Origin of the sequence: Rhodococcus koreensis (genome assembly GCF_900105905.1) — a bacterium.
Classification (GTDB): domain Bacteria; phylum Actinomycetota; class Actinomycetes; order Mycobacteriales; family Mycobacteriaceae; genus Rhodococcus_F; species Rhodococcus_F koreensis.
This window is the reverse complement of record NZ_FNSV01000005.1, coordinates 7,033,455-7,052,220: the sequence shown is the minus strand read 5'-3', so window position 1 is coordinate 7,052,220 and position 18,766 is coordinate 7,033,455. Positions and strand designations below refer to the sequence as shown.

The 18,766-nt window shown below is 69.2% G+C and carries 14 protein-coding genes; 1 reads left to right on the top strand and 13 read right to left on the bottom strand.

Translation table 11 applies throughout. The annotated features are described in order from the left end of the window. Nucleotides 1-154 precede the first annotated feature (154 nt). The 10 genes from BLV94_RS36590 to BLV94_RS36545 all read right to left on the bottom strand — a co-directional run bounded on the left by BLV94_RS36590 (nt 155) and on the right by BLV94_RS36545 (nt 15,384). Nucleotides 155-2,287 carry a molybdopterin-containing oxidoreductase family protein gene (locus BLV94_RS36590; RefSeq protein WP_072940405.1) on the bottom strand — a complete coding sequence of 711 codons (2,133 nt, stop codon included), beginning with the start codon at nt 2,285-2,287 and terminating at the stop codon, nt 155-157. Continuing rightward, nucleotides 2,281-3,909 carry an FAD-dependent oxidoreductase gene (locus tag BLV94_RS36585; RefSeq protein WP_072939711.1) on the bottom strand — a complete coding sequence of 543 codons (1,629 nt, stop codon included), beginning with the start codon at nt 3,907-3,909 and terminating at the stop codon, nt 2,281-2,283. Before BLV94_RS36585 ends, BLV94_RS36590 begins: the two co-directional genes overlap by 7 nt. Next, the gene (locus tag BLV94_RS36580; RefSeq protein ID WP_072939709.1) at nt 3,909-6,146 is read right to left on the bottom strand and encodes a molybdopterin-dependent oxidoreductase; all 2,238 of its coding nucleotides are present in this window, start codon (nt 6,144-6,146) and stop codon (nt 3,909-3,911) included. The genes BLV94_RS36585 and BLV94_RS36580 overlap by 1 nt, the downstream gene beginning before the upstream one ends. Continuing rightward, nucleotides 6,146-8,275, bottom strand: coding sequence for a molybdopterin-containing oxidoreductase family protein (locus BLV94_RS36575; protein ID WP_072939706.1), 2,130 nt, complete (start codon nt 8,273-8,275; stop codon nt 6,146-6,148). Before BLV94_RS36575 ends, BLV94_RS36580 begins: the two co-directional genes overlap by 1 nt. 3 nt (nt 8,276-8,278) lie before the next feature. Further along, nucleotides 8,279-9,685, bottom strand: coding sequence for an MFS transporter (locus BLV94_RS36570; RefSeq protein WP_072940403.1), 1,407 nt, complete (start codon nt 9,683-9,685; stop codon nt 8,279-8,281). A gap of 63 nt (nt 9,686-9,748) precedes the next feature. Next, nucleotides 9,749-11,290 carry a class I adenylate-forming enzyme family protein gene (locus BLV94_RS36565; protein WP_072939703.1) on the bottom strand — a complete coding sequence of 514 codons (1,542 nt, stop codon included), beginning with the start codon at nt 11,288-11,290 and terminating at the stop codon, nt 9,749-9,751. A gap of 191 nt (nt 11,291-11,481) precedes the next feature. After that, nucleotides 11,482-12,732, bottom strand: coding sequence for a CaiB/BaiF CoA transferase family protein (locus BLV94_RS36560; RefSeq protein ID WP_072939701.1), 1,251 nt, complete (start codon nt 12,730-12,732; stop codon nt 11,482-11,484). Continuing rightward, nucleotides 12,729-13,403 carry a PaaI family thioesterase gene (locus tag BLV94_RS36555; RefSeq protein ID WP_072940400.1) on the bottom strand — a complete coding sequence of 225 codons (675 nt, stop codon included), beginning with the start codon at nt 13,401-13,403 and terminating at the stop codon, nt 12,729-12,731. Before BLV94_RS36555 ends, BLV94_RS36560 begins: the two co-directional genes overlap by 4 nt. Before the next feature lie 41 nt (nt 13,404-13,444). Beyond that, nucleotides 13,445-14,206 carry an enoyl-CoA hydratase/isomerase family protein gene (locus BLV94_RS36550; protein ID WP_072939698.1) on the bottom strand — a complete coding sequence of 254 codons (762 nt, stop codon included), beginning with the start codon at nt 14,204-14,206 and terminating at the stop codon, nt 13,445-13,447. Further along, entirely contained in the window at nt 14,203-15,384 is a 1,182-nt protein-coding gene (locus BLV94_RS36545) for an aromatic ring-hydroxylating oxygenase subunit alpha (RefSeq protein ID WP_072939695.1), read from the bottom strand. The genes BLV94_RS36550 and BLV94_RS36545 overlap by 4 nt, the downstream gene beginning before the upstream one ends. Before the next feature lie 71 nt (nt 15,385-15,455). Between BLV94_RS36545 and BLV94_RS36540 the strand changes: the two genes are divergently transcribed. After that, nucleotides 15,456-16,070, top strand: a complete 615-nt coding sequence (locus BLV94_RS36540) for a TetR/AcrR family transcriptional regulator (protein WP_072939693.1) — start codon at nt 15,456-15,458, stop codon at nt 16,068-16,070. A 44-nt stretch (nt 16,071-16,114) separates the two neighbouring features. On the opposite strand, the gene BLV94_RS36535 is transcribed toward BLV94_RS36540, so the two are convergent. The 3 genes from BLV94_RS36535 to BLV94_RS36525 form a co-directional block, all read right to left on the bottom strand. Further along, on the bottom strand, nt 16,115-16,636 hold the full coding sequence (locus BLV94_RS36535) for a hypothetical protein (RefSeq protein WP_241031310.1): 522 nt from the start codon (nt 16,634-16,636) through the stop codon (nt 16,115-16,117). 166 nt (nt 16,637-16,802) lie between these two features. Then, a complete protein-coding gene (locus tag BLV94_RS36530) occupies nt 16,803-17,762 on the bottom strand; it encodes an MlaD family protein (RefSeq protein WP_072939687.1) in 960 nt (319 codons plus the stop codon). After that, a complete protein-coding gene (locus BLV94_RS36525) occupies nt 17,759-18,766 on the bottom strand; it encodes an MlaD family protein (RefSeq protein WP_083395790.1) in 1,008 nt (335 codons plus the stop codon). Before BLV94_RS36525 ends, BLV94_RS36530 begins: the two co-directional genes overlap by 4 nt.

Here is an 18,766-nt window from a genome sequence, read left to right as displayed (position 1 = left end):
CGGGGTCGAAACCGAAGTTCTCCGTGAAGGGACTCGTGCGTTCGGTCGCACTGTGCCGCCCGTCACAGCTGCTAAATCTAAAGGTTGTTGTTAAATCCGGCAAGGTGCGCTTCGCGCCGTGAGTACTTGTCAACGTCCGGCGGTTAACAAGTACTCACGGGTGCCGGAGGCGCACCACCTCGACTTTGATGCCGGTGAGCTGCGACTGGTTGCTCAGCGGGTCGTAGCCGTCCGTCCCGGTGGGCGCGAGACGGTTGACGTTCACACCCGGGTTGCGCCTCGCGACGTCCAGCCCCCGGGCCGTGCGCTGCCCCCAGCCGTGGGTCATCGCCACGACGCCCAGCCGGAGGGTGTCGTCGTAGATCAGCATCGCGTCGACCTCGCCGTGGCGGTTGCGCACGGTGACGTCGTCGCCCTCGACGAGGTCCCGGCACCGCGCGTCGTCCGGGTGCATCCACAGCGGATTGCTCTGGTGGACACCCTGTTTGAACACCGGAAGATTGTGCAGCCAGCTGTTGACCATGTAGTGGGTGCGGCGGGTGATCAGTTTGAGCTGGTCGGCGGGCTCCGCGGCCAACTCCTCGAAGATGCGTTCCGCGGTCCCGTACGAGCGCTGGAACAGCGCGGGACAGCAGTCGATCAGGCCGTCGTCGTGCTGGACCGCGATGCTGAACACGTGCGACGGTTCGGCCTCCGGCAGCACCGCAGTCTGGCACGGCATGGTCGCGAGGAGATCGATGCTCAGACCCGACTCCCGCATCTTCGCGTCGACCGCGGCGAACGGATTCGGGTCGGGGTCGTCGAGCAGGGTCGGGACACCCATCGCCTGCTGGATGCGGGACAGGATCCACCAGTCGTCGCGGCGCTCCCCCTTCGCGGGGACGACGGCGGGCGTGTACTGCACGTACGGCTCCATCGCCACGCCCATCGTGTTGAGGAAGTTGACGTCCTCCCGTTCCAGCCAGTCCGTAGCCGGCAGAACATAGTCCGCCATCTCACCGGTGACCGTGCGGTACAGATCGACGGTCACGATCAGGTCCAACTGCTCGAACGCCCGGCGCAGGCGGTCGCCGCCGCCGACCGACAGCAGCGGGTTGCCCGACACCACGATCAGCGCGCGGACCGGGTCTGCGGGATTCTCGATGAAGTCCGGCAGGAGCGCGGCGGGGAGATCACCGCCGACGGTGCGCATCTCACCGAAGGGACCCTCGTAGAACGGGTCCTCCCGTTTGCGCTTCGAACCCTGCACCACGTCGGCGACGCCACGCGAGTAGATGTTGCCACCGCGCCTGCCGAGGTTGCCGGAGAACAAGCTGACCATGGTGAGCATCCAGTAGGCCAGGGTGCCTTGACGGCCCTGGTTCACCCCGGTCGCCATGTAGACGCTCGCGCTCGGTGCCGTGCAGAACTCGTCGGCGACCTGCCGGATCGTGTCGGCCTCGATGCCGGTGACCGCGGCGATCCGGTCGACGGGATACTGCCGGACGAAGTCGAGCAACTCGTCGACGCGACGAGCGTGACGTTCCACTTCCGTTCGGTCGTACCCGATCCGGAAGACGATCTCGTGCAGGATTCCGGCGAGGAAGTAGAAGTCGGTGTCCGGCTTGATCAACAACACGTCACCGGTCTCCGGCGACGACGACTCGATGCGGCGCGGATTGACGAACAGGACGGTCCCGCCACGGCTCTTCACTGCGCGGATCTTGGCCATCGGATCCGAGATGTGGATCAGCGTCATGTGCGAGACCTGCGGGTTGCTGCCGAGGCACAGGAAGTAGTCGGTGTGCAGCAGGTCGGGAATCGGATGTGCCATCGACGCCCCGTAGATCGCCTCGCTGGCAGCGTATTTGGCCGAGGTGTCCTGGGTTCCGGCGCTGAAGCGCATCCGGGTGTCGAAGCCGCGCGCGATCGTGGCGGCGTTCGCGTAGTAGGCGCCGTTGAACGCCGACGGGTTGCCCTGATAGACGGCAAGGGCGTTGCGGCCGTGCTCGCGGCGCACCTCCTGGAGCCGTGCTGCGATCTCACGCGCCGCGACGTCCCACTCGACGGGTTCGAAGACACCGCGCTCCTCGCTCCGCGGATTCATCCTCTTCAGCGGCCGGTCCAGCCGGTCCGGATCGTGATGGACCTGGAGGTAGTGCACACCCTTGTGGCAGGAGAACCCCTTGTGCACCGGATGATCCGTGTCCGGTCGCAGCCGGACGACCTCGTCACCGTCCACCTCCGCGAGCAGGCCGCACCCCGGCTCGCAGATCCGGCAGAACGTGTGGACCTTCCGCGTCACGATCCCACCCGCGCGGCTCTCGCGACATCGCCCGCCGCGGCGGCGGCGACGATCTTGACCCGAGGACGGCCGACGGCCCGCCCCTGCTCGCGCTCGAAGCGGTCGATCGCGCGCCAGTCCGCGCCGCCGAGCGCGTCGGGCCTGCGTTCGCGCACCAGCGCCGCCAGGTCCGCAGCGGCCTGGGTCGGGGCGGCGAGCAGTCCCGCGCGGTGATCGGCGAGGAGTGCCTCGACGGTCTCCGCCGCGCAGTAGCGATTGGTGCCGATCACACCGGTGGCACCGCGCTTGATCCAGCCCGCCACGTAGTGGCCGCGGACGGTCTCCCCCGTTCCCGGCAGCGCGACGCGGCCCGCGGCGTTGGCGACGGTTCCGGCGGCCTCGTCGAACGGGAGGCCGACGATCGGCAGTCCGCGGTACCCGACCGCCCGGAGGATCAGACCGCACTCGATCCGGTCCACGGTGTCGCCGTGGGCCACCAGAAGCGACTCGGCACGACCCGCACCGAGCACCTCGCGTGGGGAGGTACCGAAGCGCAGCACGATGCGCTTGTTCCCCGGCGTCGCCTTCCGCCGGGAGTAGTCGGCGAGGATCCGCAGCTTGGCCGGTGCGTCCGGTGCCGCCGTCACCGGACCGTCGACGAGAACGTCGATTCCCGGCAGCGAGCCGAGCGCGAGCAGTTCCGGCGTGGTGCAGGCCGCGTGCTCGGGTCCCCGCCTGCCGAGCACCACCACCTCCTCGACCCGGCTGTCGGCCAGGGCGGCGAGGGCGTGGTCGGCGATGTCGGTGCGGCGCAGGATCTCCACGTCGGAGACGAGGATGCGGGCGACGTCCAGGGCGACGTTGCCGTTGCCGACCACGACGGCGCGGCGCGCGGACAGGTCGAAGGCGCGATCGGCGTGATCGGGGTGGCCGTTGTACCAGGCGACGAACTCCCGGGCGGCGTAGCTGCCCGGCAGGTCCTCGCCGGGGATGCCGAGGCGCCGGTCCCCCGACGCCCCGGACGCGTGGATCACCGCGTGGTGGTGTGCCAGCACCTCGTCGATCGTCACGTCCCGCCCGACCTCGACGCCGAGGTGGAAGGTGAAGCCGTCGCGTCGCGCGGTGCGGTCGAACACCCGGTCCACCGTCTTCGTGTGCCAGTGGTCCGGCGCGACGCCGAACCGCACGAGTCCGCCTGCGACGGGCAGCCGTTCGAACATGGTGACCTCGGCGGCGATGTCGTGGCGGGCCAGCAGTTCCTCGGCGGCGTAGAACGCCGACGGTCCGGATCCGACGATCGCCACCCGCAGCGCGGGGGGATCGGTGACGCCGGTGGTCGCGAGGGCCAGCGGGAGTGGCTGCACGTGCGCACCCGGCGCCGCGGTGCGCGGATTCCGCTGGAAGTACTCGGCATTGATGTCGCGGTACCGGTCGATGTCCGGCGCGGGGGCGTCGCCGGGGACGATCGCGTCCACCGGGCACACGTCGGAGCAGGCGCCGCAGTCGATGCACGCACCCGGATCGATGTACAGCATCTCGGTGCGCGTGTACTCCCGCTCGGCGGGAGTCGGATGGATGCAATCGACCGGGCAGACCGCGACACAAGTCGCGTCGTTGCAGCAGTTCTGGGTGACCACGTACGCCATCAGGGATGCTCCTCGCTGGTGCGCGTCACGGTGACCGGGACGCCGTTGAAGATCGGGGACGCCGTCAGCGCCTCGAGGTCGGTGGTGTCGTCCACCAGCGCGTTGTAGTTGCTGCCCGGGACCGACGCCGACCGGGACGTTCGCAGGCCGGGCCCGTCGTGGCCCCACCCGTGGGGCATGCTCACCACTCCCGGACGCAACGCGTCGTCGATTCGCAGTTCGGCCGTCACGGTGGTGACCTTGGACGTCACCGCCACCCGGTCGCCGCCGACCAGGCCGCGCTCGGCCGCATCGCGTGGGCTGATCAGCAGGGCGCACTGGCCGTCGTCCGGTTGGGGCAGGGCATTGTGCAGCCACGAATTCATGCCACGACGCTGACGCCGGTTGATCAGCAGCAGATCCGGGGCGGCCCGGGTCATGCTCGCCCGCACCCGCGGCAGATCCCCGACGATCATCTCCGGCATCAGGTCGATCCGCCCGTCCGGGGTGCGCAACACCTCCGGGACGCGCGGTGTCAGCGGCCCGTAGTCGATGCCGTCCGGGTTGGCCTCCAGCAGTGCAAGAGTCAGCCCGTCCGGGTCCAGCCCGAAACGGTCGCCGTAGGGTCCGCTGCGCAGACGCAAGTCCAGCAGTCGCTGAGGGCCGCGCCGGCCGGTGACGGCGTGCAGTGCCTGTACCGCCTCGCAGCCGGCGAGTTTCGCGGCGCGCCTGGCGGCGACGGCCGCCACCTCGTCGTCCATCTCCTCGACCGGGCGGTGCGGGGTTCCCTGGGCGATCGCGGCGATCCGCAGCAGGATCTGCCATTCCGCCTGCTCACCGTCGGCGAGGTCGAGCAGGGGTGGGGTGTACCGCGCGACGTTCCGGATCTGGAAGTGCGCCAGCGTCACGTCGTGGTGGCCGCGGGTCGCCAGCGGTGGCGGCGGCAGGATCACGTCGGCGTGGCGGGTGGTCTCGTTGAGGTAGCAGTCCACCGACACCATGAAGTCGAGGGCGCCGAGCGCCTCCTCGATCGCCCCACTGTTGGGCAGGGAGCGGGCCGGGTTCCCGGCCAGGGTGATCAGCGCCCGGGTACGGCCCGGTCCGGGCGTGAGGATCTCCTCGGCGAAGCACACCGCGGGCAACTCCCCCATCGCCTCCGGCAGCCCCCGCACTCGCGAACGCCACCGGTCGAACATCAGCTTCGGCGGTCTGGTCACCGGCCAGGTGTTCTGCCCGCCGGCCGGCGGCAGCGCGAACATCGCCCCTCCGGGCCGGTCCAGGTTGCCGGTGACGATGGTGAGCACCTCGACCAGCCAGTTCGCGAGGGTGCCGAACTCCTGCATGCACGTCCCTATCCGTGAATGCGCCACCGCTGCAGGCGCGCCCGCGAACCCCCGCGCGACCGCGCGGATCATATCGGCGTCGATCCCGCACGCGGCGGCGACGGCGTGGGGGTCGACGTCCGCCGCCATGGCGAGCACGGCGTCCAAGCCGTCCACCACCGCAGGCACCCGATCGGGTCGGGACAGCCCCTCGGACGCGATGACGGACAGCACCCCGAGCAGGAACAGGGCGTCGGTCCCGGGCCGGATCGGCACGTGCAGATCCGCGACCTCGGCGGTGCGGGTGCGGACCGGATCCACCACGACGAGGATGCCGCCCCGCTCACGCAACGCCTGCAGGCGGTGGTGCATGCCGGGGGCGGTGACGGTGCTGCCGTTGGAGACCATCGGATTAGAACCGAGGATCAGCAGGTATTCGGTGCGGTCGAGGTCGGGCAGGCTCATTCCCAGCCCGGTGCCGTACAGCAGCATGTGCGCAAGGTTCTTCGGCCAGGTGTCGACGCTGGCCGGCGAGTAGATGTTCCGGGTACCGACCGCACCGATCAGCTCACCCAGGTAGAACGTCGAATCCAGGTGGTGGGCGGCCGGATTCCCGTGGTAGACGGCGCAGCTGCCCGGGTCACCGGTGACGAACTCCGGTAGCCGACGCTCGATCTCGGCGAACGCCTCGTCCCAGGTGGCCTCGCGGAATGTACCGCCCGCGGTGCGCAGGAGTGGGGTCCGGATCCGGTCCGGGTCGCCCTCGATGCGCCCGAGGCCGAGCCCCTTCGCGCAGCTGTGCCCAGCGCTCATCACATCGTCGGGGTTCGGCGCGACCCTCGTGATGGCGCGACCGTCGAGTTCGACCAGCAGCCCGCAGGTCGACTCGCACAGCGGGCAGATCCGGTGCCCGGCGATCGGTTCTGCCGTCGTCATCACACGTCCTGTTCGATGGTGGTGGGCTCGACCGCGACGGGAACCGCGGTCATGGTGGGCATCGCGTTGATCGACTGGACGCCGTCACCGGTTCCGGTCAGCGCGTTCACGTTCACTCCGACGTCGTCGCGCGGGTCGACGCTCCCGAAGCAGTGCGTCATCGACACGGTGCCGCGGGCCAGTGTGGCGTCCGCCCGCGCGGTCGCACGCAGGTGCCCGGACGCCGAGCGCACGGTCACCGCCTGCCCGTCGGCGATGCCCACGGCGGCGAGGTCGTCCGGGTGCAGGCTCGCGGGGTTGGCGCCACCGGGAACGAGTCCGGGCACGCGGGTGCCGGTGGAGTTGACGGCCTCCCGGATCCGCCGCACCGTCAACAGGAGCGGGAACTGTGCTGCGACGGCCCGGTCCGTCAGCGCTGCGTGCAGTTCGGCGCGCACGTCCTCGGGCATCAGTGTCAGGCGGTGCCCGGCATTCTCCTCGGCCGCCGGACCGACGACGGCGCCGCTGCGTCCGGCGAGGTGTCCGTGCGGGGCGGCGACCAGGTCCGCGAACGGGATGCGCCCCCGCTCGGCCATCATGGCCAGCAACTGCTCGGGGGTCGGTGGCGCGGCGGGGTCGAGGATGCGACCGGCGAACTTGACGGGCTGCCCGGAGGCGGCGGCGAGGTCGAGGAAGAATCGCCAGTCGTCGACGACGCCGGGCGGCGCGGTCACGACCGCGGGGGTGTACTGCGCGAACGGCTGCGGGAAGAACGGTTCCATGATCGCGGTGTGATCGGCACGTTCGTACATCGTGGTCGGCGCGATCACGTAGTCGGCGAGCCGCGCGGTGTCCGACATGCGCGGGTCGACGCACACCAGCAGGTCCAGTGATCGCATCGCGCGCAACGCTTTCCCGCGGTCGGGCAGCGCCGCCGCGGGGTTGCCGCCGGAGACGATCAGCGCCCGCACCCGGTCGGGGCCGGGTTCGAGGATCTCGTCGGCGAGGATGCCGGACGGCAGTTCGCCGCGCATCGCCCGGACCCCACCGATCCGGCTGCGGAATCCGTGTTCGAATGCCCGGGTGGCCGGGGCTACCTCCGCGCGCGCCGGTTGGTGCCGGGTCAGGACGGCGCGGTCGTCGGCCCGCTCCCCCTCCCGCAGATACCGGCCGCACACCACGTTCAGTGCCGCGACGAGGTGTTCCGCGAGGTTCGAGTGCGGGCCCATGCACAACCCGGTGCCGCTGGTCGCCATTCCCCGTGCCGCGCCTGCGAACACCCGTGCCGCGTTGCGGATCCGCGCTGCGGGAATACCGCAGATCCGCTGCACGACGCCGGGGGTCGCGCCGGCGACGGCATCGGCGAGCACGGCCAGGTCGGCCGTGTACCGGTGGCAGAAGCCGGCGTCGTGGAGGCGCTCGGTGAGGACGACGTGCAGGAGACCGGCGAACAGCACTGCGTCCGTGCCCGGCCGGGGTGCCAGGTGGATGTCGGCGAGCGCCGCGGTCTCGGTGCGTCGCGGGTCGACGACGATGAGCCGCAGGCCCCGTTCCCGCGCCGCCCTCAGGGTGACGGACGGGTTCTGCACCACCGCGCCGTCCCCGTCGCCGCCGTTGCCGGAGACGACGGGGTTGGTGCCCGCGAGCAACCACACGTCTGCTTCCTCGAATCGCTGCCGGCCGCCGAGGTACGTTCCCATCCGTTCGGCAACAACCCATTTCGCGGATTGGTCGATGGTCATCGTGGAGAACAGCTTGTGCGAGCCGGTACCCCGGAACCAGGCCCGGGCCATCGGCGGGGTGAGTGCGGCGAAGTTCTGCTGTGTCCCCATGAACAACGCGACCGCATCCGGCCCGTGCCGGTCGACGATTGCGCGCAGCCGGTCCGCGATGTCGGTGACCGCCCGCGCCACCGGCACCGGCTCGTGGGTGCCTGCCGCGGTGCGGCGCATCGAGGTGGTGAGCCGGTCCGGCCCGTGGACGAGGTCGCCGCCTCGGCGCCCCTTCGGGCAGGTGTAGCCGCCGGAGATCGGATGGTGGGCGTCGCCGAGCACCCGCGCGATCCGCCCGTCCTCGATGTCGAGCAGGACCCCGCACGAGGAGGCACACAGCCTGCAGTACGACGTGGCCCTCGACGTGACGGATCGCATGGCTCAGTGCGCCTCTGCGGTGACGGCGGTCGACTCCGCGGCCCCGGCGACGGTGCGAACGCGCAGTCGTTCCCGCGCGAACAGCGCACCGAGCGTGAGGACGGCGAGGGCGGTCGGCACGATCATCAGCAGGAAGATCGTGCGGGCATCCATCCCGGCCGCGATCAGGGCAGCGCCGAGGGTGGGCCCGGCGATGGACCCGATCCGCCCGATTCCCATGGCCCAGCCGATGCCGGTCGAGCGTGCCGCGACCGGGTAGATCGACGCCGCGATCGCGATGATGCCCGCCGAACTGCCGGACATCCCGAATCCGACGATGCAGATCGTGATCAGCAGCAACGTGGAGTTCGCCAGGAACATCGCGACGACGCCGATGAACAGGGCGCCGAGTGTGTAGCCGGCCATCACCACCGCGTAGGCGGCGTCCGCGCCCCGGGACCGGCGCCACGCGGTGCCGACGCGGTCGGTGATCCACCCGATCGACAGCGCGCCTGCCATACCGCCGAGGTTGAACAGCGCCGCGGCGAGGATCGCGTGGGAGGGGCTCTGCCCGGCCTGGCTGAACAGCGACGGCATCCACCCGAACAGGAAGTAGATCACCAGGAAGTTGATGACGAACACGACCCACAGCAGCACCGTGTCCAGCGCCCGGCCGCCGGCGAACAGTTCCCGGATAGGCGATCTGGTGGCCACGGCGGCGTCCACGGTGAACGTCACCGATCCGGTGATGCCCGCCTGCGGTGCGATCGCCGAGAGGATCTTCGCGGCGCCGGCGTGATCACCGCGGGAGGCGAGGAACTTGCCCGATTCCGGCAGCCCGGCCCACGCGAGCGCCGCCACGATCAGCGGGAGGACGCCGCCGGCCACGAAGATCGACTGCCACCCGTACGCCGGGATCAGTTGAGCGGCAGCGAGTCCGCCGAGGAAGCCGCCGAGCGACATGCCCGCGACGACGATGGTGACCAGGGTGGAGCGGCTGCGAGCGGGGCTGTATTCACTGGTCAGCGCAATCAGGTTCGGGGTGACGCCGCCGAGCCCGATTCCGGCGAGAATGCGCAGCACGATCAGCACCCCCATCGACGGCGCGAACGCGGACGCGAGGGTGAACACCGCGAACAGCACGGTGCACAGCAGGATCACCCGGCGCCGGCCCCAGCGGTCGGCGACGGGGCCGAACAGCAGGCTGCCGACGACCATCGCGCCGCTGCTGAGCGCCAGCAGCAGCCCGAACGAGGCCTTGGACAGGCCCCAGTCCTCGGACAGCGCGGGAATCGCGAATCCGATCAGCTGGGCGTCCATGCCGTCGAGGATCGCGAGCGCCAGGCACAACGCGATGGCACGCTTCTGGAGGGCCGACACCGGTGCGGCGTCGATGAGTTGGGAGATGTCGACTTCACGAGTTGGGGCCACGACGTGCATTCCTCTCGAAGGGGGGAACCGCGGGAGATGAAGCCTCGAACTGGATGGGTCTTGCTAGACGGGGGTGACGGTGCCGTCGACCGCGAGTGCGTCGGCGGGCACCTCGGGGAACCGCTGGCGCAGAGACGGTTTCGCGAGCTTTCCGGAGAACGTGCGCGGCAGCGGCTCGCCGAGCGCGACGGCGTGCTTGGGGCGCTTGAACTTCGCCAGGTTCTCGCCGGCGACCTCGGCGATGTCGGCGACGATCTCGGCGGCGGGGCGCTCACTGTGGAACACCACCATCGGCACCTCGCCCCATCGGTCGTCCTTGACGCCGATGACCGCGAGGTCGACCAGGCCGTCGATGCCGTGCAACGCCTTCTCGATCTCGGCGGGGTAGACGTTGAGGCCCCCGGAGATCAGCATGTCCTTGCTGCGGTCGACGATCTTCAGGAATCCGCCCTCGTCCTGCATGCCGAGGTCGCCGGTACGCAGCCACCCGTCGCCGAGGGTCGCCGCGGTGGCCTCGGGCTTGTTCCAGTACTCCCGCAGCACGTGCTCGCCGCGGACCAGGATCTCGCCGACCTCCCCGGCCGGGGTGTCGACTCCCGGATCACCGATCCGGATGTGGGTGCCGACCAGCGGCAGCCCCGCGAAGCCGGGACGGGACACGGCGTCCTCGTAGGCGAGCGTCGAGACCATGCCGGACGCCTCGGTCAGGCCGTAGCACTGGGTGAGCGGGATGCCGTGCGAGCGGTAGAAGTCGAGCAGGTCGAGGCTGACGGGAGCGCCACCGGTGCCGGCGAACGTGAACTTCGCGAGCTTGCGGGTGCCGAAGTCGGGCAGCATCGTCATCCGTTCCCAGATCACGGGGACGGTCGTGGTGGCCGTGATCTGCTCACGCTCGAACGTGTCGAGGGCGATCTCCGGGTCGTACTCGCGCAACAGGACCATCGTCGCGCCGGGCACGACGACGAGCTGCATGAAGATCGACAGGACCGAGCCGGTGTACACCAGCGGGGCGGAGCACAGCACCCGGTCGCGGGACGAGAAGCCGAACGTGATCGACTGCGAGATGCCCGGAGTCATCGCGTTGCGGTGGGTGATCAGGGCGCCCTTCTGCACGCCGGTGGTCCCCGACGTGTAGCAGATGAAGCCGGGGTCGTCGGCGTCGATGGCGACGACGGGTGCGGTCCCGGGGTCGATCAGCCGCTCGTACGGCGGATGGGCACTGCCCCCGATCGCGTACGTCTCGAACTCCGCCTGCTCGGCGGCGACCTCGAGCAGCGACGCGAAGCTGTCCTCGACGATCACCACGCGCGGCGCGGAGTCGAGCACCATCGGCGCCAGCTCCTTGCCGGTGAGCCGGAAGTTCAGCGGCACGCTGATGGCGCCGAGCTTGAGGGTCGCCAGGATGATGTGGGCGAGTTCGGGGCGATTGAGCATCATCACCGCCACCCGGTCCCCCTTGCGGACGCCCCGCGCCGCGAGGCCGCGGGCGAGTGCGTCGGTGATCGCGTCGACCTCGGCCCAGGTCTGTGCCGTGTCCCCGAACACGATGGCCTGCTGCTGCGAACGTGTCTTACCCCAGAACCGGGTCAGGTCCGCGAGATTCATCTGTGCTCCTCGTGCTCGTCAGCCGGGTGTGACCACCCTCACTTCGTGTGCCGTAAACCTAACAGTTGTAGGCGAACGGCGCAATGCTCGATTCGGGAATTTCGGGCACCCGACAGAACCGGACCGTCGCACGAAAACAACACCCACACAGTGTATTTCGTGTGAGTGTTGCTTCCGCGGAATGCGTCCGGTCAGCCGGCGGGAGGTGCCTCGCGCCGAGGGCTCGCCGAGTCGGTTGCCGCGGCGACCCGCGTGGTGTCGTACCGCGCCACCGTCCGCAGCACCTCCGCGGTGTCCGCGCCCACGACCGGCGGCAGCGCGGGCGCGAACTTCTCCCCGGCGACGCGCACGGGGCTGACCACGAACTCGAGCTCGCCGACCCCCGGGTAGTCGACCCGGTAGGTGTTGTCCCGCGCCCGGAAGTGCGGGTCGTCGAGCATGTCGGCCACGCTGTTGACCGGGCCTCCCGCGATGCCGTGTTCGAGAAACAGCTGCACCCACTCGGCGCGGGTGCGCTGCGCGAAGATCTCCGTCAGCGCGCGCCACACCAGGTCCGCGCGGGCGGGGGCACCGTCGTCGGTGCCGGTGAGGTCGACGTCGATCAGGTCCTGGCGTCCGACCGCGACCAGGAAGTTGTGCCAGAACTTCTCCACGTGCGACCCGAACAGGATCGCCTCGCCGTCGCTGGTGCGGTAGGCCTCGAGCCGTGGCCAGTCGGGCAGCCGGCCGTCCGGCAGCCAGGTCGGCCGGGGAATCGAGCGGTCCCTGTTCAACTCCGCGTCCACCAGGTCCGGCATCCACGCGGCGGCGACGTCGATGCCCGCCACCTCGACGTGACAGCCGGTACCGGTGGCGCCGGCCTTGTGCAGCGCCGCGAGCAGGCCCATCGCCCCGTACGCGCCGAGCGCGTACATCGCGATCGGCGGCGTCGTGGATCCCGCCATCCCCTCGGTCGGCGGCTCCGCGGGAGTGCCGACCTCGCGGAGCCCGGCGTACGCGTCGAACACCGGACCTCCGGTGCCGAGAACACGGTACGGTCCGTCGGTGCCCATGCCCGACACCGTGCACAGCACGATCTTCGGATTCACCTGTCGCAGTTGCTCGTAGCCGATGCCGAGCCAGTCGAGGTACCCGCCCCGCATGCCCTCGATGACCGCGTCGCACGACCGCGCGAGGTCGAGGAACGCCTGCTTGCCTACGGGTGTGCGCAGATCGAGTGCGACGCTGCGCTTTCCGCGATTCCATCGCAGGTGCATGAAGGCAGGCCCGTCCTCTCCTCCGACGGCACGGCTGCCGCCGATGCGCACGGGATCCCCGAGCGGACCGGATTCGACCTTGATCACGTCCGCACCCAGATCGGCGAGATGCCCGCCGAGCGACGACGGCGCCAGCTGCGCGACCTCGAGGATCCGAACGCCGTCCAGCAGCGAGTACCCACTCATGAACCCTCCTTCGCTCCCCGGCCGACGGCCAGCGAGACATTCTGTGTCTGTTCCGGTTTCAGTTCGATCCAGAGTCCGTCGACGTCGGCGACGAGGACGTCGCCGTGATACATCGCGCCGCGCAGGAATCGCTTGCGGCCCTCCTGCCCGGCCAGCTCCGCCTCCACGCGCAATTCGACGCCGAGCGGCGCGGGGGCTCGGTAGTTGACGTGCAGGTACGCCGTGCGTGCCCAGTGCCTGCCGGAACTGTTGGCGAGGCGCGCGAGTATCTCGTCGAAGATCAGCGGCGTCACGCCGCCGTTCATCGCGTAGCGCCCGGAATGGAATCTGCCGACCGTGACGCGCCCCCGCGCCCGGGTCGCGGTCACCTCGTCGACGTGGAGGGGTGGCGTCAGCGCCTGTGCCCGGCCGGGAAGATCCCAGCGCCTGCCGGCGATCTGTTCGTCCTCACCGACCTCGAACTCCGCCAGTCGTGCTGCGAGGCCGCGGAGCGTACGCGCCGCGCGACTCGCCGCGTCCGGACCCGGGCGACTGCGGGTGACGGCCTCCTGCACGGAGCGCAGAGCCTCGGCCAGTTCCGCGAACTCGTCGTCACCGCCCGCGGTCGGTTCGAATGGGTCGTCCCAGCTGGGACTCCAGATGTCGTCGGGAGTCGAGAGGGTGACGTCCATCCGGACCTCGCTTGCGGTGCTGACGAGTGACGGCCCGCGGTTCACCGGGCGCGCCGTCCGAAGTAGGAGCCGAACATCTCCTCGACCGGACGCGGCCGGAGCGTCGTGCGCGACACGACGTTCTCCCGGTCGTACCGGGACCGCAGGTCGCGTCCCGGTCCGTCGAGCAGCAGAGTCTTGATCTCGCGCATCGACTCCGGGGGCTGGGCGGCGATCTGCCCGGCCGCCTCGAGCGCGGCGCCGAGCACGTCGTCGTCGGCGGCATACCGGGAGACGAGACCCATCCGGTGGGCCTCCTCACCGGTGACTGCCCGGGACGTCATCAGCAGATCGCGGGCGAGTCCGGCACCGATCAGGTGGTCGAGTACCCACGTGAGGTTGGCGCCGCCGTACTTCGCCGCGGTGACAGTGATGCGGGTGCCGGGACCTCCGACGCGCAGATCAGAACACGCCGCCAGCAGGGTGCCCGCGCCGTAGGCCATTCCCTGGACCGCGGCGACGGTGGGTTTGGGGAACGTGAAGTATCTCCACAACAGTTCGTCCCGTTCGAGCAGGCTGAGGGCGCAGGCGTCCGCCGTCATCGCCCGGAGTTCCTTCAGGTCGTATCCCGCGGAGAACGCGGCGGTACCCTCCCCTGCCAGCAGCACCACCCGGACGTCCGGGTCGTCCGCCGCCTCGGCGAGCGCGGCATCGAGTTCACGTTGCAGGCCGAGGGTGATCGCGTTGTGCACGTCGGGCCGCGCGAGTTCGAGTTGCAGCACTCCGGGCGCGGGCGACGATCGGCGCAGGTCGCCCGTCGTCACCTCACACCGCCGGCCGCGGCCTCCTGCCGAGCGACCTCCTCGGCATCGCGGGTGATCATCTTGTGGAACACCTGACCGGGAAGCTCGTTGCGTCCGTAAATCAGCTCGTCGACCTGCCCGTGCGCCGCGTTGGCCGTGATCGTCTTCGTGACGAACCAGTCCTCGGCGTGCAGGGTCTCCATCAGGAGTTCCCAGTTCTTGTCCAGAATCCGCTTCTCCCGCGGAGTCTCGGGTTCCTTCGGGGAGAGAAGGCGAATGGTGCAGTACGACACGTTGGGATCTTCGGTGTCGGGCACGATCGTCCAGATCTCGAAGTGGTTGGGCTCGGTCACGAGCATCGTGCCCGGGTAGATCGTGTAGTTCGCGAGGGAGTAGTCGCGGACGTCGAACGAGTCGGGATCTGCGCCGCGAACCTCGGTGATCGACTTGCGGGCCACGACGATTCGCCACGAACGGTCGACCAGGTCGTAGGCCGTGATGTTGCCCTCGAGGTAGTTGCACACGGTCTTGGTGTGCAGCTGGCACAGGTGGTACGAGTCCTGGACGCCGTCGACGGCGATCTTCCAGTTCATGTCGAGTTTCCAGGTCTCCTTGCGCACCTGGAACGACTCGGCCATCCCGGTGTCCGTCACCTCCGCGTCGTGCTTGGCGCCGAGAATCCCGGCGATGTCGAGTTCGGCGCCGACCGTCGGAACCACCCAGACCAGGCCGTGCCGCACCTCGCAGGGAAATTCGACGAGCCCGTATTGCGAGCGGTCCATGCCGTCGAAGCCTTCCGCATGCGGCATTCCCCGCAGATCTCCACCGCGGCCGTACGCCCAGTTGTGATACGGGCAGCTGAAGACGCGCTTGCAGCCGGCCTCCTCGAACTCCACCTTCGAGCCCCGGTGCCTGCAGACGTTGGAGAAGGCCTTGACGCTGCCGTCCGTCTGCTTGACCACCAGTAGCGGCGTGCCGATCAGCTCGGTCGTGACGAAGTCGCCCGCCTTCTTCAGCTCGTCGACGTGGGCGACGATGTGCGGCAGCCGCCGGACCACCGTGCGCTCGCGTTCGGCGAGTTCGGGGTCGTTGAACACCGAGAACGGCACTCGAAGCAGGTCGTCCGCGTAGTCGGTGCTGTTGTTGTCGACGTGTGCGATCAGTCGCTCGGTGAGTGTGATCTTGTCTTCGCGCTCCATACACCGAGAGTGGCACATGAGACATTCATTGTCTAGCGTCTCACGGCAGATTGTGGTTGTACTGTTTCCTCGTGGCTGCAAGGACTGGAAACGACCCCGCGACCGACGTCCGCTCGACGATCCTCACCGCAGCGGAGTCGTGCTTCGAACGCTTCGGGATCACCAAGACGACCATGGAGGACGTCGCCCGCGCGGCGGACATGTCCCGCGCAACCGTCTACCGGTATTTCTCCGACCGGGAGAGTCTGATCATCGAATCGGTCGCGCGGCGCGCGCGCAAGAACATGACGCCCGCCCGCGCCTTCATCGCGAAGTGGCCCACTATCGAGGAGCGACTCGTCGAGGGCATCTGCCAGAACGTCGAGAGCGGCCTGCGGGACCCCATGGTCCACCTGCTCGTCTCCCCCGCGGAGATGACCCTGGCGAACTCCCTGCTGACCACGTCGGGCAAGGCCGTCGAACTGACGAGTGAGCTGTGGGAGCCGATTCTGCGCGAAGCGCAGGAGGCCGGCGACCTCCGCGCCGACCTGGATCTGACATTGCTGTGCGAATGGATCTCGGAACTCGAGATCATGTGTATCAGCCAACTCAACGGCGGCACCGGCTCGCTGGAACGGTTCCGCGAGAAGATCCGCACGTTCCTGGTCCCCTCGGTTGTTCGTGCCGCGCTGCCTGCCGGCGACTGAGTACGCACGGTACGGCGCCGCCGGCAGAGGGCCCCGAACTCCGGCTACCGCGGCGCCGTGTCCCCGTCGAGTGCGGAATCGATTCCGCTGATCTCGGTGATCTTCCAGTCGTTTCCGCTGTCGACCGTCATCTTGTAGGTCGCGGTCGACTGCAGTCCGTCCGGTGCCTGGCTGTTCTTCGTCAGGACGCTGACGAAGCAGTCGACCGAATAGGTTCCGTCCGGTCCCGGTTCTGCTTTCGCCGAGATCGGCTGTGCGCTCGACGTCCACTGGAGCGGAGCGATGATCTGCTCCATCGACGTCGCGGCCTGGGTGAGACGGTTGGACAGTTCCGGGGCGGTGCCCGCCGTCAGCCGTGTTCGCCACGCGGGCAGGTCGCGAAAGTCCATTTCGGCGGCGCCGGTCGCGTAGTCGAGGGCGATCCGTTCGGCCTGCTGCCTGCTCGCCGCCGCGTCGTGGAGTTGGTCGAGTTCGTCGGTCGTGCTCCGAAGTTGCCACCCGAGCACCGCCAGTGCGACGACGAGAACGGCGACCAGGCCCCCGACCACCACCGACCGCAGTGGCACGTTCCTGCCACCTCGACGCTCACGATCGCCCGCACCATCGGAGGGTCCGGCCTCGGGGGCGGTTCCGGAGTTCACGAGTTCCATTGATTTCTGCATCGTTCGCCTTTCGCTGGGCTGTCCGATCTCCGGGGGTGGACGATCGAGTACGTCTGGGGTGCGGTCGGCTCTACCGCCCCGACGGGCTGAGGTGGACTGTCAGTGCATCTCCGGATGCGGTGGACGCCATGACGTTGTCGAGCAGGCGGCCCACGTCGACGGTCCGCATCGACGCCGCCCCGGCCTGGACCGAGGGCAGGAGATTCACGCCGATCACCTGCAGGTCCGGGGCGGTGTGATCGAGGAACGTCTGCAGTTCCCCGATGAAAGGGCTTGCTCCGCCTGCGATTCCGTCGCGCAGCGGACCCTTCTCGGTGGCGAACCGGATTCCGCCGAGCACGTCGTGGAACCCGCTGCCGAACTCGGCGACGATCGGTGTCGTATCCCGGAAACCCTGAGGGAGGGTGGCACTGTCCATCAGCAGTGGTTGCAGGGTGTCGAACAGCGTCGTGAGGTTGTCGGACTGCTGGGTGAGCGTCGCCGCGAGTAGTTCGCCTGCCCGCGTGAGATTGTTCAGGACCGCGAAGTCGTCGGGAAGCGCGACGTCGATCGTGTCGAAGATCGCTTGTACCCGAACGGGATCCACCTGCCCGAGGAGCCTGGTCAGGCGCTCCGAGAGCTCCTTGAACGTCGTCGGCACCACGACCTGGTTCGCCGGGACGGTGTCCCCGTCCTCGAGATACGGCCCCGCTGCGGACGAGGGCAGCACCGCGAGGAACGGTTCGCCCAGCGCCGACAGGTTGTCGACGCGGAACTCGCTGTCGGCGGGGATCGACCGGTCACTCTCGTAGTTCCACGCGACCTCGATGTGATCGGCCGACGCCGTCACGTCACTGATGTGTCCGATCGCCACCCCCCGGAGCAGCACACGGGAGCCGACGACGAGCCCGTTCGTGTCCGGCACGTCCAACGTGGCGGTGCGTACGTCGTCGAACCGGGAGACGTGCAGACCCGCCCGGCCCATGTACAGGAACGACAGCACGGCGATCACCACCATGCCGAGAATCGACAACGAAGTCTTGACAGTCATTTCACTGCTCCCAGCATGCGGAGCAGGTTCTCCGCGTCGGCCACGATCTGGTCTCCCCCGGCAGATTCGATGCCCTCGATCTCGACGGAAGGCTTCTGCGCGAACGGCACGATCCTGCTGCGCAGGAAACGGGACAGCACGACGGTCGTGTCCGGGCCCTCGTCCCAGACGTCGCGCGCCACGTCCCCCGTGTCGGCCAGCGTGTTCAGCATGGGAACCATCCACAGTCCGCCTTCGTAGACGCTGCCGACGGAGGGCAGGATCTGGCCGATGTGCGACACCACCGAGATCGCGAGTCGCCGCCAGTAATGCACGCTGGAACTGTCGAACATGGCCGAAAGCGCGTCGGTGCGATCGTCGAACGACAGTGCGGTCTCGTTCAACCCCGTCAGCGTCCGGTCGATCTCCTGCGTCCTGGCAGCGAGGTCCTGCAGGTCCAGCGCCGCCACGGACGCCGCGTCGCGCACGGCCGGGAGCGGCGGCACGACGGCATTGACGCGGGCCATCACATCCTCGATCCGCTGGATGCTGCCGCCGTTGACGAAGTTCGCGAGGACTGCGATGGTGTCCTCCAACTGCGGTGGCGAGATGGTGCGGGCGACGGGGATCGTGCCACCGGCAGGCAGGTACCCGTCGGCGGAATGTTCGCCGTCACCGGTGACCGCGATATAGGTGTCGCCGAGGAGAGTGTCCTGACGGACGATCGCCCGCGCATCGGCGGGAATCCTGGTGCCGCTTCCGACTCCGGCCGACACCGTCACCGTCGATCCGGACACCTGCAAAGACCGGACCTCGCCGACCCGCAGGCCGTCCATCATCACGTCGGCACCGGCGGGCAGATTCATCACACTGGCGAACTCGAGCGACAGGTCGTAGGTGTCGCCGACGCCACCGCGGACCGAGGGCAGGTCGTCCGGTCCCAGGGAACATGCCGGCACCGTCAGCACCACCGCGCTCACGGAGGCGGCGCACAGAAGCTGCCGCGTTCTTCTCGACAGATTCAT